Source organism: Leeuwenhoekiella sp. A2 (genome assembly GCF_047946655.1).
Taxonomy (GTDB): Bacteria; Bacteroidota; Bacteroidia; order Flavobacteriales; family Flavobacteriaceae; genus Leeuwenhoekiella.
The window spans coordinates 1081497-1102314 of sequence record NZ_CP172311.1; the positions used below are offsets into that span (position 1 = coordinate 1081497).

The 20818-nt window shown below is 38.6% G+C and carries 14 protein-coding genes; 1 reads left to right on the forward strand and 13 read right to left on the reverse strand.

Annotated features, from left to right (window positions below):
- Positions 1 to 12: 12 nt before the first annotated feature.
- From ACH3PA_RS04860 to ACH3PA_RS04915, 12 genes are all read right to left on the reverse strand, one after another.
- The gene (locus ACH3PA_RS04860; RefSeq protein WP_416439789.1) at positions 13 to 1731 is read right to left on the reverse strand and encodes a sodium:solute symporter; all 1719 of its coding nucleotides are present in this window, start codon (positions 1729 to 1731) and stop codon (positions 13 to 15) included.
- 187 nt (positions 1732 to 1918) lie between these two features.
- Positions 1919 to 2851: a tRNA epoxyqueuosine(34) reductase QueG gene (queG, locus tag ACH3PA_RS04865; protein ID WP_416439787.1), complete on the reverse strand. Its 933-nt coding sequence runs from the start codon at positions 2849 to 2851 to the stop codon at positions 1919 to 1921.
- On the reverse strand, positions 2848 to 4173 hold the full coding sequence (locus ACH3PA_RS04870; protein ID WP_416439785.1) for a cytochrome P450: 1326 nt from the start codon (positions 4171 to 4173) through the stop codon (positions 2848 to 2850). The genes queG and ACH3PA_RS04870 overlap by 4 nt, the downstream gene beginning before the upstream one ends.
- A 33-nt stretch (positions 4174 to 4206) precedes the next feature.
- A complete protein-coding gene (gene ruvB, locus ACH3PA_RS04875; RefSeq protein ID WP_416439783.1) occupies positions 4207 to 5229 on the reverse strand; it encodes a Holliday junction branch migration DNA helicase RuvB in 1023 nt (340 codons plus the stop codon).
- A gap of 126 nt (positions 5230 to 5355) precedes the next feature.
- Positions 5356 to 7179 carry a cytochrome c oxidase subunit I gene (locus tag ACH3PA_RS04880; RefSeq protein ID WP_416439781.1) on the reverse strand — a complete coding sequence of 608 codons (1824 nt, stop codon included), beginning with the start codon at positions 7177 to 7179 and terminating at the stop codon, positions 5356 to 5358.
- A 27-nt stretch (positions 7180 to 7206) separates the two neighbouring features.
- The gene (locus tag ACH3PA_RS04885; RefSeq protein ID WP_416439779.1) at positions 7207 to 8277 is read right to left on the reverse strand and encodes a cytochrome c oxidase subunit II; all 1071 of its coding nucleotides are present in this window, start codon (positions 8275 to 8277) and stop codon (positions 7207 to 7209) included.
- A 27-nt stretch (positions 8278 to 8304) separates the two neighbouring features.
- Positions 8305 to 9693: a quinol:cytochrome C oxidoreductase gene (locus ACH3PA_RS04890; RefSeq protein ID WP_416439777.1), complete on the reverse strand. Its 1389-nt coding sequence runs from the start codon at positions 9691 to 9693 to the stop codon at positions 8305 to 8307.
- Positions 9694 to 9716: 23 nt separating this feature from the next.
- Entirely contained in the window at positions 9717 to 10421 is a 705-nt protein-coding gene (locus ACH3PA_RS04895) for a c-type cytochrome (protein ID WP_416439775.1), read from the reverse strand.
- Positions 10422 to 10424: 3 nt separating this feature from the next.
- Complete coding sequence (locus ACH3PA_RS04900; protein WP_416439773.1) at positions 10425 to 10964, reverse strand: DUF3341 domain-containing protein; 540 nt, start codon at positions 10962 to 10964, stop codon at positions 10425 to 10427.
- Positions 10965 to 10973: 9 nt separating this feature from the next.
- Entirely contained in the window at positions 10974 to 12785 is a 1812-nt protein-coding gene (gene nrfD, locus ACH3PA_RS04905; protein ID WP_416439771.1) for an NrfD/PsrC family molybdoenzyme membrane anchor subunit, read from the reverse strand.
- A 37-nt stretch (positions 12786 to 12822) separates the two neighbouring features.
- Positions 12823 to 15903 carry a TAT-variant-translocated molybdopterin oxidoreductase gene (locus ACH3PA_RS04910; protein ID WP_416439769.1) on the reverse strand — a complete coding sequence of 1027 codons (3081 nt, stop codon included), beginning with the start codon at positions 15901 to 15903 and terminating at the stop codon, positions 12823 to 12825.
- 58 nt (positions 15904 to 15961) lie between these two features.
- Positions 15962 to 17308 (reverse strand): c-type cytochrome, encoded by a 1347-nt coding sequence (locus ACH3PA_RS04915; protein WP_416439767.1) that lies wholly within the window; start codon positions 17306 to 17308, stop codon positions 15962 to 15964.
- A 219-nt stretch (positions 17309 to 17527) separates the two neighbouring features.
- Here ACH3PA_RS04915 and ACH3PA_RS04920 point away from each other — a divergent pair, with 219 nt between their 5' ends.
- Positions 17528 to 17914, forward strand: a complete 387-nt coding sequence (locus ACH3PA_RS04920) for an SPOR domain-containing protein (RefSeq protein ID WP_416439765.1) — start codon at positions 17528 to 17530, stop codon at positions 17912 to 17914.
- A gap of 73 nt (positions 17915 to 17987) precedes the next feature.
- Here the strand turns inward: ACH3PA_RS04920 and infB are convergent, their stop codons facing one another.
- A complete protein-coding gene (gene infB, locus ACH3PA_RS04925; protein WP_416439763.1) occupies positions 17988 to 20777 on the reverse strand; it encodes a translation initiation factor IF-2 in 2790 nt (929 codons plus the stop codon).
- Positions 20778 to 20818 lie beyond the last annotated feature (41 nt).

Here is a 20818-nt window from a genome sequence, read left to right on the forward strand (position 1 = left end):
ATTGAATGGTTATTACCAGAAATATCCCACAATAATTGAAGTAAGGATAAGCAAAATAATCGCTAGCTTTCTGTAATTCTTATACCATGGTAACGCTTTTAATTCTTCAGTTTCTGATGTAAAAATCTCTTTCTTATAGGTATACTCAGCCACTTTACCGGGATCTGGTGCAGGCGTCATTAAACTTACCACTACGTGTACAAAAGCACAGATCACAAATAACCATGATGCTTTAGCCAGGAAATGTAAATCGTTAACTGCGGGAACCCAATCAAAACTTTGAGAAAGTATCATTAACACGGCTATGGTAAATCCAAACAACAGACTCACAATAGAACCTGTTCCATTTGCACGTTTCCAGAAAAGCCCCAGAACAAAAGCTGAAACAGCCGGTGGACTTGTATACGCAATCACCAATTGTAAATACGTCCATAAAGAATCACTTACACGTTCTATAAAAGGTACCCAAAGTATTGCCAGAACAACTAAAATCACGGTAGTTATCTGCCCTGCTCTCACCAATTGCTTACTCGTAAGATCTGGTTTAAGAACCCGAACAAAATCCATAGTTACAAGAGTTGATGCAGAATTAAACGTAGCAGACACAGATGACATCATCGCTGCCATAAGACCGGCAACCACAAGACCTAAAATGCCCGTGGGTAATAACTGAAATAACAATACAGGATACGTAAGGTTAGGGCAATTTGCAAGATCGTCGCAAACCTGACCATTTGTAAGTGTATAATTAAGGTCTGAAATATCAAGTGAATTAAATAATAAAAGTGCCAAAACTCCCGGCACAACCATGATAAAAATCACAGGAAGTTTAAGTAAACCGGCAAATAAAGCGCCTAGTCTACCATGATTAAGGTCTTTTGCTCCCAGAACACGTTGCACCATAAACTGATTATTTGCCCAGAAATAAAAACCTAAAAGCGGCACTCCCGTTATGAGTCCCCACCAGGGCATAAATTCATCGTTAGAAGGTCTTACAAGACTAAAAACCTCTTCAGAATTCTCTGGAATAAAATGACCCTCTGCAGCCCTATCGCCAAAATTCACATCACCCGCTGCCAGCATACCATCTAGTTTGCTCATCATCGTATTCCAGCCGCCTCCTAATTGGTCAAAGGCAAAATACGTAAGCAAGCATGAACCTATAATAAGAAGAACTGCCTGAATAACCTCTGTCTGTATAACAGAGTTCAGCCCACCGGGTATTGTATAAGCCGCAGCTGCTACAGCCAAAATTATGAGAATCCACGTAGAATCCATTTCAGGGAAAAGCAAACTCAAAACGATCTTACCTACGTAAAGGCCTGCCGCTGTATCTACCAGAATATTCCCGATTATGGTTATGAAAGAGAAATAATAACGCGATCTGCTGTCATACCTTCTCTCCAGAAACTCTGGCATTGTATAAACTCCTGACTTTATGTAAAAAGGAAGAAAGAATATTGAAAAGAAAATCAACACGACGACAGCATACCACTCGTAGTTATAAACGTTGACATTTGTTTGATACGCATCTGAAGCTAAACCTACCAGCGTAGAACTTGAAATATTAGCCGAAAATAAAGCGATACCAACAATAGGCCATGTCATTGTGCGACCACCGAGAAAGTAATCTTCAGAGTTGCCCCTTTTTGATTTGGAAATTCCATAAATCACAATCCCAAGAAGGTAAATGGCGATTATCGCAATGTCTAGAATAGGTAAAGAATTCATCAGCTAGCTTTAGTGTTCGTACTTCTAAAATAATTCTCAGATTCATTATTAAAAGCGCAATCGTTTGAGAGAGCTTGTCACAATAATCCGGGGATCAAGATACGAGAATTGCAGTAAATAATTAGCATAGTTTTAACACTTGGAAAAATCGGGTGAAACCGTGATAAAATCGGCAATTTTGAGTCTATTATCGGCTGTTTTTCAGGAAGTCAATATTTCGCTTTAGCCCGGAAAATTTTGTTCTCTTAACCGGTGATTTTTTAAATATTTCTGAAAATACGTCTTGCGTAAGCTCTTCCCATTCCTTTTTTGACTTAGAAAGCATGTCTGGATTAGGATTAAAAAGCGGCTCATTATGCGGTTTTGAAAAGCGATTCCAGGGGCAAACGTCCTGGCAAACATCACAACCAAACATCCACTCATCCATTTTATCCTGTGCGTAATTAGGAATTTCATTTTTAAGCTCGATCGTAAAATAACTAATGCACTTACTCCCGTCTACCACATACGGGTCTACAATTGCCTGCGTAGGACACGCGTCTATACACGCAGTACAACTCCCGCAATGATCTGTAACGGCATGATCATAATCAAGATCCAGATCAACAATTAATTCTGCAATAAAATAAAAAGAACCTACTTGCTTGGTTAGCAAATTACTGTTTTTGCCTATCCAGCCCAATCCACTTTTTGCTGCCCAGGCTTTGTCAAGAACAGGAGCCGAATCTACAAATGCGCGGCCGTGCACATCACCTATTTTTTCTTCAATAAAATGCAGAAGTGCTTTCAGCTTGTCTTTAATCACAAAATGATAATCTGTACCGTAGGCGTATTTTGAGATTTTATAAGAATCTCCATTTTGAGATTCTTCAGGATAATAATTAAGCAAAAGCGAAATCACACTTTTAGAACCGGTAACTAATTTGGTAGGATCAAGGCGCTTGTCAAAGTGATTTTCCATATACGCCATTTCACCATTCATGCTCTTATTAAGCCAGGCCTCCAGCCGCGGAGCCTCTTCTTCCAGAAATTCAGCCTTAGAGATACCGCATGACATAAAACCAAGACGTTTAGCTTCGGCTTTAATCAATGCTGTATGTTTTGCCCTGTTTTCTATCATCTTGCTGTAAATTCTAAGAAGGCATTTTTCGGCTTCAGCGTAATTAACGGCAGAATCTCAATAGGTGTTGTTTTTGGCTCAATTTTAAAACGCAGAGTTAATTTCGCAACAGCGAGAATCATTTCATACATCGCAAAATTATTACCTATACACATGCGCGGACCAGCGCCAAACGGATAATAATACGAACTATGTACGTTTGTTTCACTGAACCTTTCCGGAATAAATTTTAAAGGCTGTCCCCAATAATCAGAATGCTTATGAATCTCGTGAATGGAAAATAAAAGGTTGGATCCTTTATCTATTTTCATCCCATTATATTCATCTTCTTCTTTGTTTACGCGATCGATAAAATAAGCCGGCGGATATAAGCGTAAAGATTCTTCTACAACCTGTTTGGTATATTTACATGCCTGTATAAACTCTAATATTGAAGAGGTTTCCTTTTTCGCAGCAGCGACTTCATCGTAAATTCTGTTTTGCACTTCAGGATTACACGCAAGAAGTTGGCCGGTAAAGGTAAGCGCATTAGAAGTTGTCTCATGCCCGGCGGTAAACAGAATGAGAATTTCATCTATCAACTGTTCTTCATCCATCGCATTCCCATCCTCATAGCGAGCATCAAGCAACATATCTAGCAGATCATTTTCTCTTACACCGCTAATGCGCCGTGCCTCGACTAAAGTTTTTAAAATTTGTCTGGCTTCCTGAGTAAGTGCAATATGCTTTTTTATGCTGCCGCCCCATTTAAACCACCAGGATTTATATGGTTGACGCAGCTCGTGAACCAGCATTTTCTGAGCAGCTTCAGTAATGTATTGTAGTCTGTTAATTGCGTCCTGACCCACGGCGCTACTGAAGAGGGACTTTACCACCGTCTGGAAAGCCAGATCATTATATATAGGAAAAATATCAATAGGCTTGCCGGTTTCAATTCTGTTTAATTCAGTATCAATTGCATCACTAATTGTAGTCAATAGATTTACAAGTTGCTTTTTGTGAAATGCCGGCTGAATTAATTTACGCTGCTTTGCCCAGTGTTCTCCTTCTGCGGTCAATAAACCCTTACCTACATATTTTGCCAGATCTTTAGTCTGTATGGGCGATTTTGTATAGTTTTTCTGGTTTTTTTGCAGTGCGTATTGTGCAAATCCCGCATCGCGCGAAAAGATCACAGAGCGATTAGGACCAATATTTAGACGAAAAGTATCACCATGCTTTTCAAAATTCTTATGATGGAAGGGTAACGGATTTTTAAGAATGCTGCCCGCATGTAAAAGGAACTGAATAACAGAAACGGAAGGAATCTCTTTTACATGCATAAAATCTCTTTCTGAAAAAATTTCACATTAAGCTTAAAACAAGCCTCCCTGACTATTGCCTTTTACTCTGCCCAGATGTTTGTAAGCAGCTTCGGTTACTTCACGGCCACGTGGTGTGCGCATAATAAAACCCTGTTGAATAAGAAAGGGCTCGTAAACTTCTTCTATAGTTTCGGGGCTTTCTGAAACAGCGGTGGCAATTGTAGTAATCCCCACCGGGCCTCCTTTAAATTTATCTATAATGGTAGCAAGTATTTTATTATCCATTTCATCTAAACCATGCGCATCGACATTTAGGGCTTTTAACCCGAATTTTGCTATAAAAAGGTCGATTTTTCCATTTCCTTTTATCTGTGCAAAATCCCGAACTCTGCGCAAAAGTGCATTTGCAATACGGGGCGTACCGCGGCTACGACCGGCAATCTCAATTGCAGCTTCAATATCTATAGGTACATTTAATATCTCTGCACTACGTTGTACAATTGTGGTGAGCAATTCTGTATTGTAATATTCAAGACGCGAAGCGATACCAAAACGCGCGCGCATAGGTGCAGTAAGCAAACCTGACCTGGTGGTAGCGCCTATTAATGTAAAAGGATTTAAATTAATCTGAACAGTACGCGCATTAGGCCCAGACTCGATCATAATATCGATCTTGTAATCTTCCATCGCAGAGTACAAGTACTCTTCAACAATAGGACTTAACCGATGAATCTCATCAATAAAAAGAACATCTCTTTCATCAAGATTAGTAAGTAAACCTGCCAGATCGCCCGGTTTATCTAAAACAGGTCCTGAAGTCACTTTTATACTAACGCCAAGTTCATTTGCCAGAATATTGGCTAGTGTTGTTTTACCAAGTCCGGGAGGGCCGTGAAACAAAGTATGATCTAAAGCTTCACCTCTTAAATTAGCAGCTTTCACAAAGATCTGTAAATTCTCAAGCACCTGCTCCTGCCCCGCAAAATCATCAAAACTAAGCGGTCTCAGGGCGCGCTCAATATCCTGGTCTTCGCGGGTAAAATTGTCTCCTGTAGGGTCTAGGTTCTCGTTCATGCACCAAAGATAATCATAGAATATTTGTAATACTGAAAATCGGTATTTACTGCTTAAATATCGGTCTTAAACACTAAAAAACCCACTCGCATGAGTGGGTTTTTGTAATATATTATTGAAATCGAACTAGTGATTCATTTCTTCTTCATTTTCCTGAAGAGGTATATTCTGTGGGATGTAATCCTGACCTGCAATAACATAATCAGTTTCATCTTCATTTAGTTTACTATAGTCATATGACCAACGATAAACTTCAGGAATAGCACCTTCCCAGTTTCCATGAATGTGCTTGTGTTCTGTGGTCCATTCTAATGTATTTGATTTCCAAGGATTTTTAGGTCCTTTCTTTCCATAGAAAATAGAGTGGATAAAGTTATATACAAATACTAACTGTACAGCACCTGTAATTAAAGCTGCAACTGTGATCATAATATTCACATCTGCAAGATCATCAAAATAAGGGAAAGCGGTGTTAGTATAATAACGTCTTGGTAAACCAGCCATACCTATAAAGTGCATTGGGAAGAAAATCGCATAAGAGCCGATAGCTGTTACCCAAAAGTGCACATAGCCCAGGTTTTTATTCAACATACGTCCCTGAAACATTTTAGGGAACCAGTGATATACACCTGCAAATAAACCATACAGCGCAGAAATACCCATCACTAAGTGGAAGTGAGCTACTACAAAATATGTATCGTGAACGTTTATATCAAGTGTACTGTCTCCTAAAATAATACCTGTTAAACCACCGGTAATAAATGTAGAAACAAGACCTATAGAGAAAAGCATTGCAGGATTAAACTGCAGATTACCTTTCCATAATGTTGTGATATAGTTAAATGCTTTTACCGCAGATGGAATCGCAATTAATAATGTTGTAAATGTAAATACAGACCCCAGGAAAGGATTCATACCAGATACAAACATGTGGTGACCCCAAACTATAGTAGAAAGGAACGCGATCGCTAAAATAGAAGCAACCATCGCACGATATCCAAAAATAGGTTTGCGCGCATTAGTAGCAATAACTTCAGAAGAAATACCCAATGCAGGTAATAACACGATGTAAACCTCAGGGTGACCTAAGAACCAGAATAAGTGCTCAAAAAGTACCGGAGAACCCCCACTGTTATGAAGAACTTCACCACCAATATAAATATCTGACAAGAAGAATGAAGTACCAAAACTTCTATCCATTATAAGTAATAAAGCTGCTGAAAGCAATACCGGGAACGAAACAACACCAATAATAGCAGTTACAAAGAATGCCCATATTGTTAAAGGTAAACGTGTCATCGACATACCTTTTGTACGTAGGTTGATTACAGTTACTATATAGTTAAGTGAACCTAATAAAGAAGATGCAATAAATATAGCAAGAGAAACCAACCAAAGTGTCATCCCCATACCTGAAGCAGGAATAGATTCTGGAAGTGCAGATAAGGGAGGATAGATAGTCCATCCTGCTGCTGCTGGTCCAGACTCTACAAATAAAGAGCAAACCATAATAACTGAAGAAAGGAAGAACAACCAATAGGATACCATATTTAGGAATCCTGAAGCCATATCTCTGGCCCCTATCTGTAGCGGAATTAAAAGGTTACTAAAAGTACCACTTAAACCTGCTGTCAAAACAAAGAATACCATTATGGTACCGTGAATAGTTACCAGAGAAAGGTAGATACTAGGATCCATAACACCATTTTCGGCCCATTTTCCTAATAACATTTCAAAAATGGTAAACTTTTCTTCTGGCCAGGCCAATTGCAACCTGAACAAAAGTGACATAGAAATACCAATGAATCCCATTATAAGACCAGTAATTAAATACTGCTTAGAGATCATTTTATGGTCAGTACTAAAAATATAAGTACTTATAAAGGTCTGCTTATGATGATGCCCGTGCTCCTCGTGAGCGTGATCTATAGCTGGTGCGTGTGCTGACATAATCTAATTTCTTTTGAATATCAATTTTTATTGTTGAGCTAAAGTTGATTTAAAGGTCTTTTGATCTTTAAGCCATGCCTCAAATTCTTCCTGCGTCTCTACAACGATCTTCATTTGCATATTATAGTGACTGGCTCCACAGATCTTGTTACATAGCAAATAGTAATCAAATTGATCATAATCATCTAATGCAACATCTCCTGCGGCAACTAACTCTTTACTTCTGGTTGTGCGTATTTCTTTAATACGACGCATTTTATCTTGTATATATTCAGTGCCTCTAATTTCTTCTGTTGTTACCGTAGGAGTGAAAGAAAATTGAGTGATCATTCCTGGTACAACATTCATTTGAGCCCTAAAGTGTGGCATATAGGCCGAATGCAGGACGTCCTGAGAACGTAACTTAAAAACAACTTGTCTGCCAACAGGCAAGTGTAATTCCTGCGTCACGATATCATCCATCCCATCGTCATCTGAAGCATCAATACCTACAGTATTTGCACCTTCGATGAAACGCACATTAGCATTACCCAGCGTATTATCATCACCAGCATATCTAGCTCTCCAATTGAAACGCTGTGCGTATAACTCAACTACAAGTGCATCCTCATCTTTCTCAAAGTTCATGATATCAGACCAAGTGAACAGTCCATAGATAATTAATCCTGCTAAAACCACAACCGGAATAATCGTCCATATAAACTCAAGCTTATCATTATCTGCATAAAACAAAGCTTTTCTACCTTTCTTACCGTGATATTTGTAAGCAAAAATATGTAGAAGACCCTGGGTTATAATTTGTACAAACATGATCAAAGCTATAGATACGAACATTAACGTGTCGTACTTTCCACCATGCTCAGAAGATGCCTCTGGAAGGTAAAAACGTGAATAATACCAGAAGCAGTAAAAACTGATAAAGTAAAGAAATATAACAAACATCAACATCAACTTTGCGTTGATACGATTGTCTTTATTGTTTGCTACTTCCCCGCTGTCGACTTCAGATTTGATCTGCGACAATTTGTAAATCTTACTCATTTGCCAAACAGATGCGGCAAAAAGAATGATTACTATAAGTACTAGAAAAACGGTCATTTGTATCTCTTTTCTTTTTCGTTTCTATTAATAATGGTAATTCTCACTTTCTTTAATAAATGGATCTCCTTCATGTCTTAACGGCACTTTAGCAAGTCCTGTACCTACTACAAAGACAAATAAGCCTAAGAAAAAGAAAAAGCCAGAAATTTCGGGGATGCCAATAGACCAATAAGGCCCTACAGTTGACGGCATAACCAATAAGAATATATCTATATAATGTCCTGTCAATATTATTATACCCGTAATTACTACAAACCAAGGAAGACGTTTAAAGTCGCTATTCATTAATAGTAAAATTGGGAATACAAAATTAAGAACTAGCATTCCAAAAAACAGCAAATTATACTCCTGAATTCGTAATATAAAATAGGTAACCTCTTCAGGCATGTTAGCGTACCAGATCAACATAAATTGACCGAACCAAAGGTATGTCCAGAAAATACTAAATGCGAACATGAATTTAGCAAGATCATGCAAGTGACTGTCATTAACATAAGGCAACAGACCACGTCCTTTTAAGAACACTGTTACCATTGCAATAACTGTAATTGCAGAAACAAACATACTTGCAAATACATACCATGCAAATAAAGTACTATACCAGTGCGGTGTCATAGACATAAACCAGTCCCAAGCCATCATTGATTCTGTAACGATAAAGAATATCAAAAAGAATACAGAAAACTTAAAGTTTCTTTTATATGGATCAAGCGTAGTTGAATGAACGACTTCTAAAGCATTTTTTCGAGAAAAATGACGGTATAAGTTCCAACCCAATACATATATAATAGCACGTATTAAGAAGAAAGGGAAATTAAGATATCCTGACTTTGCCTGAAGAATAGAATCTCCAGCGACAAGCTCTTCATTTTGCCATGGATAAAAATGTGTCCCGGCAAAAACAACGATTATAAAAACAATAATAGAACCAGGAAGCAAATATGTTGTTACTCCTTCTATCACTCTGTAAAGAACAGGTGACCATCCAGCCTGTGCAGCATATTGAATCGCATAAAACACTAAGGCTCCCAAAGCAATCATCATAAAGAAGAAAGCAGACACAAAAGTTGCAGACCAAGGTTTAGCCTGCATTTGATGCAATACATGCTCCATGTGTTCATCATCATTGTGATGAGCCTCACTAGACATATCTTTAGATTGCTCCATTGCATGATCAGCATATCCTTCTCTACCACGAGCCTCATCTACAAAGTTTGCAGATGAATGACTATCTTCCCCATGCTCAGATGTTGCGTCACCATGACCTTCTCCATGACTCTCATGAGCAGCCATAATTTTTTTTACATCGGCAACAGTAGATGGTGTTGATAGAAACCCATAAACTATCCCTATCAGGCCAATAGCCATCAATATGATGGAAAAAATTTTGAATTTACTAGAAAACGTGTACATAAGTATTAATTATCCTGACTTAATTAGTGTTCTGTGCGTGTATCTCCAGGTTCCTGACTTTGATATCCGGAGGCAGATTCATTTAATTCACTACCTGTTCTTCCCTCTTCATCAGTCATATTATCTGGTAAAGTCTCAATATCATCAGAAGAAACAAAAGTGCGGTCTGGATCCCCGTTTAATGCATGTTTAAGACTCATTACATAGTGGTTTATCTTCCAAAGTTCTTCTTCTGTAGTTTGTGAAGCATATGACCCCATGTTATTTCTACCATAATAAGTCACATGGTAAACGCTACCTTCTGTAATATCTCTTCCGGCATCATTATAAGCAGGCACACCAAGTATTTTTTCTCTTTCAGCTAAAGTCCCCTGGCCGTTACCTTTATCACCATGGCAAATAGCACAGTAAATAGTGTAAAGTGCCTTTCCTTCATTAAGATTGTCTTCAGTATAAGGCAAAGGATTCTTTAAATTAGCTTTAGCAGATTCATAACCCTCAGGAGTATTTTCATACTCATAAGGCATCCATCCTCTAGCCACTGACCCTTCAGCGGGAGACATCGCCTCCTGACCACCAGGAAACACCTCATAATTACCATATGTCTCGTAACTCACGGGAGCATACATGTTTGGCATATACTGGTAATTAGGCTTGTCTTTAGTTTGACAAGAAACTACTACAGCCAATACAGAAACAAATAATATAATTTGAACAATTTTCTTCATTACTTAAGCTTCTTCTGCGTTATGGATTAAATTGAGTTCTGCAGCTCCAGTATCATACAAGAACTTTGTTAGATCTTCTACATTATGATTAGCAACCTCTATCTCTACCAAAAAATGATCATCTGTAGTGCGAACATCTGGATTTTCAGCTTTCTTAAAAGGCCATATTTTACTTCTTAGGTAAAAGGTAATCACCATTAAGTGAGCTGCAAAAAACACCGTTAATTCAAACATAATCGGGATAAAAGCCGGCATATTTTGAATATAAGAGAAACTAGGTTTACCCCCAATGTTTCTTGGCCAATCCTCGATCATAATAAAGTTCATCATGAGCACAGCCACTGTCAATCCCGTTAAACCATATATAAAAGAGGTAATAGCGATACGAGTAGGAGCAAGACCCATTGCTTTATCAAGACCATGCACCGGAAACGGCGTATACACCTCATTTATACTATAATGTTTTGCGCGCACTTCTTTAACGGCATTTAATAAAATGTCGTCATCTGTATAAAGTGCATGTATTACTGTTGAAGATGCCATACTTCTTTATTATTGTTTTAGTTTTTGTGCCTGTCCTGCCCAGTCTTCACGTTCAGCTCTTCCAGGAAATGTGTCTATTATCTCATCAAGCAGATCGTACTCTTTTTTAGTCATGCGGCTCACCTGATCAAAAGTGTAAATACCTAACTGATGGAGTTTTTGCTCCATAACCGGTCCTACACCACTTAATTTCTTAAGATTATCAGCTTTTTGAGTCGCAGGGTCGTACACCCCAATAGCATGTAACATACCATCTATTTGATCCCTCTTTGCTTCTGTATCTACTAATGCATCAGCATTAACAGTATCTTCATGACCATCATTATCAACATCCTCTTCTTTATCTGAAGTAAAGTAAGTACCACGCATGTTTGCGGAAGGCTCCTCAGCTGTTGGGTCAAGATCCACATGTGTTATGTGGTGATCGTCACCATGTTCTGCACGTAACTTCTTATACATTTCTCCTGAAGATTTTAAAATAGTCTTCACTTCAGCCTGTGCTATAACAGGAAAGTTTCTAGCATAAAGAAGAAATAATACAAAGAAGAATCCTATTGTCCCAACGAATGTACCTATATCAACAAATGTAGGTGAGAACATAGTCCAGGAAGATGTCAATCTATCTTTACTAAGGTCAATAACAATAATATCAAATCGCTCAAACCACATACCTATGTTGATTATCAAAGCAACGATAAACGTCCACATGATATTTCTTCTTAGGCTCTTCACCCATAGAGTTAGGGGCACAATTAGGTTACATATGATCAATGCCCAGAATGCCCACCAATAAGGTCCTGTTGCAGCACCAAAAGATAAATAAGTATAATTCTCATAAGGAACACCAGAATACCAACCTATAAAATACTCAGTACCATAAGCTACTGTAACTATACCGCCCGTAAGCAGTATAACCTTATTCATATACTCAATATGCAGAATAGTAATATAGTTTTCAAGATTAGAAACCTTACGCATTACTATTAACAAAGTCTGCACCATCGCAAATCCTGAGAAAATCGCACCCGCTACAAAATATGGAGGGAATATAGTACTATGCCATCCGGGAACCACAGATGTAGCAAAGTCAAAAGATACAATTGTATGCACAGAAAGTACTAAAGGTGTTGCTAAACCAGCAAGTACCAAAGAGACTTCCTCAAAACGTTGCCAGTCTTTTACACGACCACTCCATCCAAAACTTAAGATACCGTAGATCTTCTGTTGAAAAGGGCTTTTTGTTCTGTCTCTAAGCATTGCAAAGTCAGGCAATAGACCTGTCCACCAGAAAACTAATGACACAGAAAGGTATGTCGATATCGCAAATACATCCCAAAGTAGAGGTGAGTTGAAGTTAACCCAAAGTGAACCAAATTGATTAGGAATAGGTAAAACCCAATATGCTAACCATGGTCTACCCATGTGTATAATAGGAAACAAACCAGCCTGAACAACAGCAAATATTGTCATCGCTTCTGCAGAACGGTTTACGGCCATTCTCCATTTTTGTCTAAACAAAAGTAAAACTGCAGAAATCAAAGTACCGGCGTGACCAATACCTACCCACCAAACAAAGTTTGTGATATCCCAAGCCCAACCAATGGTTTTGTTTAATCCCCAAACACCAATACCTGTTGAAACAGTATAAATTATACAGCCCAATCCCCATAAAAAGGCTACCAGCGCGATAGAAAAAACAATCCACCAAGATCTATTGGCTTTGCCTAAGACCGGGGCTCCTACATCAACACTAATGTCGTGGTAGGATTTCTCTCCAATAACCAAAGGCTCTCTTATGGGTGCTTCGTAATGTGACGACATACTTATTACTTAATAATGGTTTTTTTAAAACAAATTTTTATGCTTCCTGCGTATTCTTAACTTTTACCTGATACATAACATTAGGCTTAACCCCAATACTTTCAAGTAAATAGTATTTACGCTCATCGTTTTTCTTTTTAAGGATCTCAGACTTTTCATCATTCACATCACCAAAGACAATCGCTCCCTTATCACATGCATTAGAACATGCAGTATAAAATTCTCCATCCTCAATAGCTCTACCTTCACGCTTAGCGTCTAAGATAGTCTTTTGAGTTAACTGCATACACATTGTACATTTCTCCATAACCCCTCTCGACCTCACTGTAACATCAGGATTAAGAACCATACGGCCAAGATCATTGTTCATGTGATAATCAAATTCATCATTCTCACTATACAAGAACCAGTTAAAACGACGTACCTTATAAGGGCAGTTGTTTGCGCAGTAACGAGTACCAACACAACGGTTATAAACCATCTGATTTTGACCTTGACGACCGTGACCAATAGCAGCTACAGGACACACAGTTTCACAAGGAGCATGGTTACAGTGCTGACACATTACAGGCTGAAAAGCCACTTCAGGATTATCAAATGAAGCGTTCTCAACTTTTGAATATGAATCAAAAGCAGGTAAGTTCTCAAGATCTTCTATCTCCTGCTCAAAAGTATCTGCAGAAGAGTAGTATCTATCAATACGCAACCAGTGCATATCCCTAAATTTACGTACTTCAGTTTTACCTACTACAGGCACATTATTTTCAGAGTGACAAGCTATAACACAAGCACCACAACCTGTACATGCATTTAAATCTATAGAAAGATTAAAGTGTGGCCCTACTGAATCATCAAAAGATTCCCAGATATCAGCATTGCGATCACGCACCTCAATCTCAGAGTGGTTATAATCTACTTCAGGAACTCCGTTCCAATGCTCTTTATCTTTCGTATTAAAGATCTCAAGAGTAGTTTCTCTTATAATATCATCGCTACGACCTGCCATTGTATTCTGAAGCTGAACACAAGCAAATTCATGCCATCCGTTATCAGCTTTTTCTATACTTACAGATTGTACGTTTTTAAAATTCTTGTAAAGAGGATAAGCATTAACACCTACCTGCATCTCCTCCTGTATAGCCTCTTTTTTACCATAACCCAAAGCTAGACCAACTGTTCCTTTAGCTTGTCCCGGCTGTATAATTACAGGAACATTCTTAACAGTTACTCCATCAAGAGTAATATTTACATAATGCCCATTGAGAGCACCATTACTCACGTGTGTATTTTCTACCTCTAAAGCATCAGCATCAGCTTTAGACATGGTCAGGTAATTATCCCAAGAAGTTCTGGTAATAGGATCAGGCATTTCCTGCAACCACGGGTTATTAGCCTGTTGACCATCACCCATGCTTGTTTTAGAATACAAAACTAACTCATATCCACCAGAAGTATTTTCATCCTGAACCAATGCTGCCGCAGCACTAGCAGCAGTCATACCTTCAGAAGAAGTTATACTATTTTGAACAAAATTAGGCTCTTCGGTCAGGTTTCCTTTTGCAACACCATCATGTACTGCTTTATTCCAACTTGAACCTGTATTACTCCAATTAGATTTAAGATAATCGTAATAACTTAGATTATTACCGGTCCATTTTAGGAGTGTATCCTGAAATTGTCGTGTATTAAAAAGAGGACGAATAGTAGGCTGCATTAAACTTATGTGACCTCTTTTTATCTCAACATCTCCCCAAGATTCTAAGTAATGTGGAGTTGCTGCTATATAATCAGCAAGTTTAGCCGTCTCATCTTCCTTCATTGAGAAAGCAACAGTTAAATCAACTTTTTCAAGTCCTGCCTTAAATTCTTCAGCATTAGGCAAACTATAAGCAGGATTTACCCCCACAGTTAAAAGAGCGCCTACTCTTCCTGAATTCATATCACTAACCAACTGAGCAACATCATCTGCATTACCCTGACGAACAAGCTTAGGCGCAGCAACATCCATTGCAGAGCTACCTAAATGCTCATTGATTTCTAAAGCAAGTAATTGAGCATTTACATCTGGAACACCTGTAACAAAAACACCTTTGCTTCCAGCCTTTCTTAACTGAGCTACAGCCTGCTTTACTGCAAGATCTAATTCTTCAGAAAGATTTGTTGAACCGCCACTCATTAATATTGAATGAACTGCCGCAACAGCTTTCTTTTGATCACTAGGCTTCATAGGAACACGCTTATCAGCATTTGCCCCACTTAAAGTAAGGTTAGCCTCAAATTGTACGTGACGCGACATTACTCCATTTTCAGGAACGCGACTCTTAGCATAACTAGAATCATAACCACCACCTTGCCAATCGCCTAATATATCTGCACCAATTGAAACTATAACTTCAGAATCTGAAAAATCATAATCAGCTAAAGCTCTGGTTCCATATTTATTTTGAAAAGCATCAAGAGCCGCATTTTCACCTATAGCGTCATACACTACATGCTTCACTCCAGAATATCTCCCGGAAAAATCAGCAATTAATCGTGAAGTAGAAGGACTAGCCAAAGTTGAAGTAAGTATAGCAATTTGCTTCCCACCTAAACTATTAAGCTTAGAACCAACTTCCTCATCAAGCTGCGACCAGGAAATATCCTGACCTTTAGCTTTAGGACCCTGAAGTCTTTTTGTATCATACATTGACAGAACAGAAGCGTGAACCCTGGCATTGGGATTACCCACATGTCCTGCAAGTTTATTATTCTCTATTTTAATAGGTCTTCCCTCTCGTGTTTTAACCAAAACACTAGCAAAGTCATACCCATCTGCCATTGTAGTAGCATAGTATTCTGCTATACCAGGAGTTATACGTTCTGGCTGAATAACATAAGGTATAGATTTTACAACAGGACCTTCACACGCGGCTAAAGACGCTGCTGCCGTAGAAAAACCAACATATTTTAAGAAATCACGGCGAGTTGTAGATGAAGCCTCAAGAGAATCTTTATCTCCCAAAAACTCATCAGTAGGAATTTCTTCCACAAACTCATTCTGCCGAAGTGCCTCAACAATAGAGCTATCAGAATTTAGCTCCTCAACACTTTTCCAGTATTTCTTGTTTGATGACATAAAATTGATTGTTATTTATTTAGAAGCCCGATATGATCAAGACTTAATTTTCTATTTATTAATAATGACACTTACCACACTCAAGACCTCCCATTTGAGCAGCAGTTAACTGATCAACACCGTATTTCTTAGAAAGCTCTTCATGAATCTTATCATAGTAAGCATTACCTTCCATACGAACATTAGTCTCGCGGTGACAGTTAATACACCATCCCATAGTTAAAGGAGCATGTTGATAAACAACTTCCATCTCCTCAATAGGACCATGACATGTCTGGCATTGAACACCAGCAACTGTAACGTGCTGTGAGTGGTTAAAATAAGCAAAATCTGGCAGGTTATGAATACGCACCCATTCTACAGCTTCAGTTTTACCCGTATAAGATTGTGTAGATGGATCCCAGCCAACAGCTTTATAGAGCTTCTGAATTTCTTTATCATAGAATTCTTTAGAATACTCATCTGTAACAGAAGTGAATTCTGAAGAAGCATCAGCTACTTCAGATATACTCTTGTGACAGTTCATACAAACATTAAGAGAAGGTATACCAGAAGTTTTACTCGTACGTGCAGACGAGTGACAATACTTACATTCTATCTGGTTATCACCAGCATGAATCTTGTGCGAGTAATGTATTGGCTGAATAGGTTGATATCCTTGATCAACACCCACCTGCATTAACCAGCCGTAAGCAAAATATGCACCGCCCAACATTAATATGATTACCGTAACTAAAACTAAAAACTGATTCTGCACAAAAGCCTTCCAGATAGGAGTACGCTTTTCTTCAACCGGAAGTTCTACCCCCTGAGCCTCTGCAAATTTCCTCAGTGTATTATTTACAAGAAATAGGACAGCAACCAACATAAGGAAGATCACAGCAAGTACACCCAGAATAATATTATTAGAAACACCAGAACCACTTCCCGTTGATTGACCTTGAGGACCATCAATTGTAGCAGTAGGAGCTTCAGGTTTTGGAGTATCAGTATACGCCATGATATTGTCAATATCCGCAGTACTTAATTGCGGAAACGGATTCATAGGAGTCTGATTAAACTCATTAAAAATCGCTACAGCCTCAGGATCTCCCGAAGCAATCATTGCCTGACTGTTATGTATCCACTTGTACAACCACTCGCGATCATGACGCTCTGTAACCCCAAAGAGGGCAGGCCCAACAGCTCTGCTGTACAACTTATGACAAGCTGCACAGTTAGCCTTGAACAAAGCCTCACCCGCCGCAGGATCTGCGCCAGAAGTAACCGGTTGATCAGTTGCCTGGGCTGCATCGGCCGCGGCCTCTGCATCCTGAGCAAGTACTACAGTGGAAAAGGATAGCAATAATGCTAAACCAATAAAAACAATTCTTGAAGCTGAATTAAGGTTTTTCACCTGTTTCATAGTGTGATAGGATTGTCATCTTAAAACGTCGTCTTTTTTAGTTAATTCCTCTACTTATAGGCTAAAGAAGGGTCGACAAATTTGAAGGCAAAAGTAAGACTTAGAAGTGGATTTTTGAAGTGTTAGCATTCCGTTAAAACATAATTTATTCTGGTTCTAAATAATAAAAATACACCGATTTGAGTTATTACATTTACTTTTGTACAAAACATAACTTAGATGAAACTTAACTCTCATAGAATCATTATTATCGGTGCTTTTATCCTTGCCGGAACCTTTTCCGGATACAGTCAATCGGCACAGTCAAAAATCGTTCAGGATGACCGAATACCTGCTCTTTTAGACCTAAAAACAGAAATGAGCAAGGATAATGAACTTAAAGATCGTTATAAAATACAGCTGTATTATGGCGAAATAAATCAGGCTAATTCCATTTATAATAAATACAAAACAAAGTCTGGTCAATATGCCGCCTCTATCGTTTATGAGACTCCCAATTACAAAGTATGGGTGGGCAATTTTAGCGACAGACTGCAGGCAGATCGTGCGTTACTTCGAATACAAAAAATATTTCCAAACGCTTTTGTTCTTAAACCTGAGAGATAATTATCCTTACAGACTAAATACAAAAAAGCCCGTGAAAATATCACGGGCTTTTTACTATGTAATTATTAAAGTTCTACTTTAATTTCTTCTTAACTGCAACTTCCTGGTAAGATTCTATTATATCACCTTCTTTGATGTCATTATAGTTTTTCACCTGAATACCACAATCATACCCTTTACTTACTTCTTTTACATCATCTTTAAAGCGTTTTAAAGATGCTAACTCTCCGGTATAGATAACTACACCATCACGGATAAGACGAATACCAGAATTACGGAATATCTTACCAGATATAACCATACAACCTGCAATAGTACCAATCTTAGATATTTTAAAGGTTTCTCTAATTTCAGCGGTACCGGTAATCTCTTCCTTCATTTCTGGAGAAAGCATACCTTCCATCGCATCTTTAAGATCATTGATCGCATCGTATATGATAGAATAAGTACGAATGTCAATTTCTTCCTTATCTGCAACCATACGGGCATTACCTGCAGGCCGCACATTAAATCCTATAATAATGGCATCTGAAGCCGAAGCCAGAAGTACATCACTTTCTGTTATCGCACCTACACCTTTGTGCAGAATATTCACTGCGATTTCTTCTGTTGATAGTTTTTGGAAACTATCAGTTAAAGCTTCTACAGAACCATCAACATCACCTTTAAGGATAATGTTCAATTCTTTAAATTCGCCAAGAGCAATACGACGACCAATCTCATCAAGAGTAATATGTCGTTGTGTTCTTACAGATTGCTCGCGTTGTAATTGAGTACGTTTAGCCGCAATATCTTTAGCCTCACGCTCATCATTCATCACATGAAACTTATCACCAGCCTGAGGCGCACCATCAAGACCTAAAATAGACACAGGAGATGAAGGCCCGGCCTCTTTAACTTCTTTACCACGTTCATCCTGCATTGCTTTAACCTTACCACTATGTGTACCAGCTAAAACATAATCACCAATTTTCAAAGTACCACCTTCAACAAGGATTGTAGAAACATATCCTCGACCTTTATCTAGGAAAGCCTCAACAACGGTACCATTAGCATTTTTATCAGGATTTGCCTTAAGCTCTAACAACTCAGCTTCAAGAAGTACTTTCTCAAGCAATTCTTTAACACCTTGACCAGTTTTAGCAGAGATATCATGCGACTGTATTTTACCGCCCCAATCTTCAACAAGCAAATTCATTGTTGCCAATTGTTGCTTAATATTATCTGGATTAGCAGTGGGCTTATCAATTTTATTAATTGCAAATACAATAGGAACTCCCGCAGCCTGAGCATGCGAAATAGCTTCTTTTGTCTGCGGCATCACATCATCATCTGCTGCAACTACAATAATTGCAATATCTGTAACTTGAGCACCACGTGCTCGCATCGCAGTAAATGCTTCGTGACCCGGTGTATCTAAGAAAGCAATTTTTTGTCCTCCTTCAAGAGTAACACCATACGCACCAATATGCTGCGTAATACCACCACTTTCACCTGCAATAACATTCTCTTTACGTATATAATCCAGAAGTGACGTTTTACCGTGATCTACGTGACCCATTACAGTCACAATAGGAGCACGAGTTTGTAAATCTTCTGGTCTGTCTTCTGCAACTGTAACAGCCTCTTCTAGATCTGCAGTAACAAAATCTACTTCATAACCAAATTCATCAGCAACAATAGATAGCGTTTCAGCATCTAGTCTCTGATTCATTGTCACCATCATACCAAGAGACATACATGCAGAGATGATCTTGGTAACCGGCACATCCATCATAGTAGCAACCTCACTTGCAGTAACAAACTCTGTTACCTTAAGCACTTTGCTTTCCGCTTCCTGCTGAGCCTGTTCGTCTTCAGTTTTTTGACGGTGTTGATCTCTTTTATCACGACGATATTTCGCCCCTTTACCTTTACTGGATTTACCCTGAAGTTTCTCCAGAGTTTCTCTAATTTGCTTTTGTACGTCTTCTTCGCTTGGCTCTTCTTTTACAACAGGACCTTTACGTCTGTTATTTGAAGTATTGCCACCTCTACCGCCGGCTGTACCTTTTTTAGCTCCGCCAGGAGTAGCCGGCCCTTTGCTAATACGTCTTCTTCTGCGTTTTTTATTATCATCATCTGATGACGCAGCAGGTTTTTTCTTTTTCTCAGGTTTTTTGAACTGAGAAAGATCGATTTTTTGACCTGTAAAATTGGGGCCTTCTAATTTCTTATAATCAGTCTTTAAGACATCATCGCCTAATTTTGGTTCCTCTTTCTTAGGCTCTTCCTTTTTAGGCTCTTCTTTTTTAACCTCTGCCTTTTTAGGAACTTCTTTCTTAGCTTCTACAGATACAGGCTTGGGAGCTTCAACCTCAGGCTGCTCTACAACCTTTTCTTCCTGCTTAGGTTTTTCTTCCTCTTTTGGCTTCTCAACCTCAACCTCAGGCTCAGGCTTAACCTCTTCTTTTTCTTTAACTTCTGCCTTTTCTACTTTCTTAGCAGGATCTTTCTTATCAAGATCTATTTTACCTACAGTAACAGGACCTTCTAATTTAGCTCTCGCCTTGATCAAATTACTCTCAGGCTCTGGTTCAGGTGTTCTTTTTTGGCGTTTTTCTTCTAACTCCTCTTCTCTGGCCACCCTTAGCGCCTCTTTCTCTTTCTGCTTTTCTTCTGCGACCTCCTTAGAAGCTACTTTTTTATTGGCATCAGTCTGAAACTGATCAGACAACACCCCGTAGATTTCGGCAGAGATCTTTGTGGTAGGACGTGCCTCTATATCATGCCCCTTTTCCTTAAGAAAATCAACGGCACGATCTAGTGAAATATTAAGTTCACGTAATACCTTGTTCAACCTCATGTTTTTAACTTCTGCCATAAATTGCTTTAATTCGCTGTAAAATTAACCTAAAAAACCAG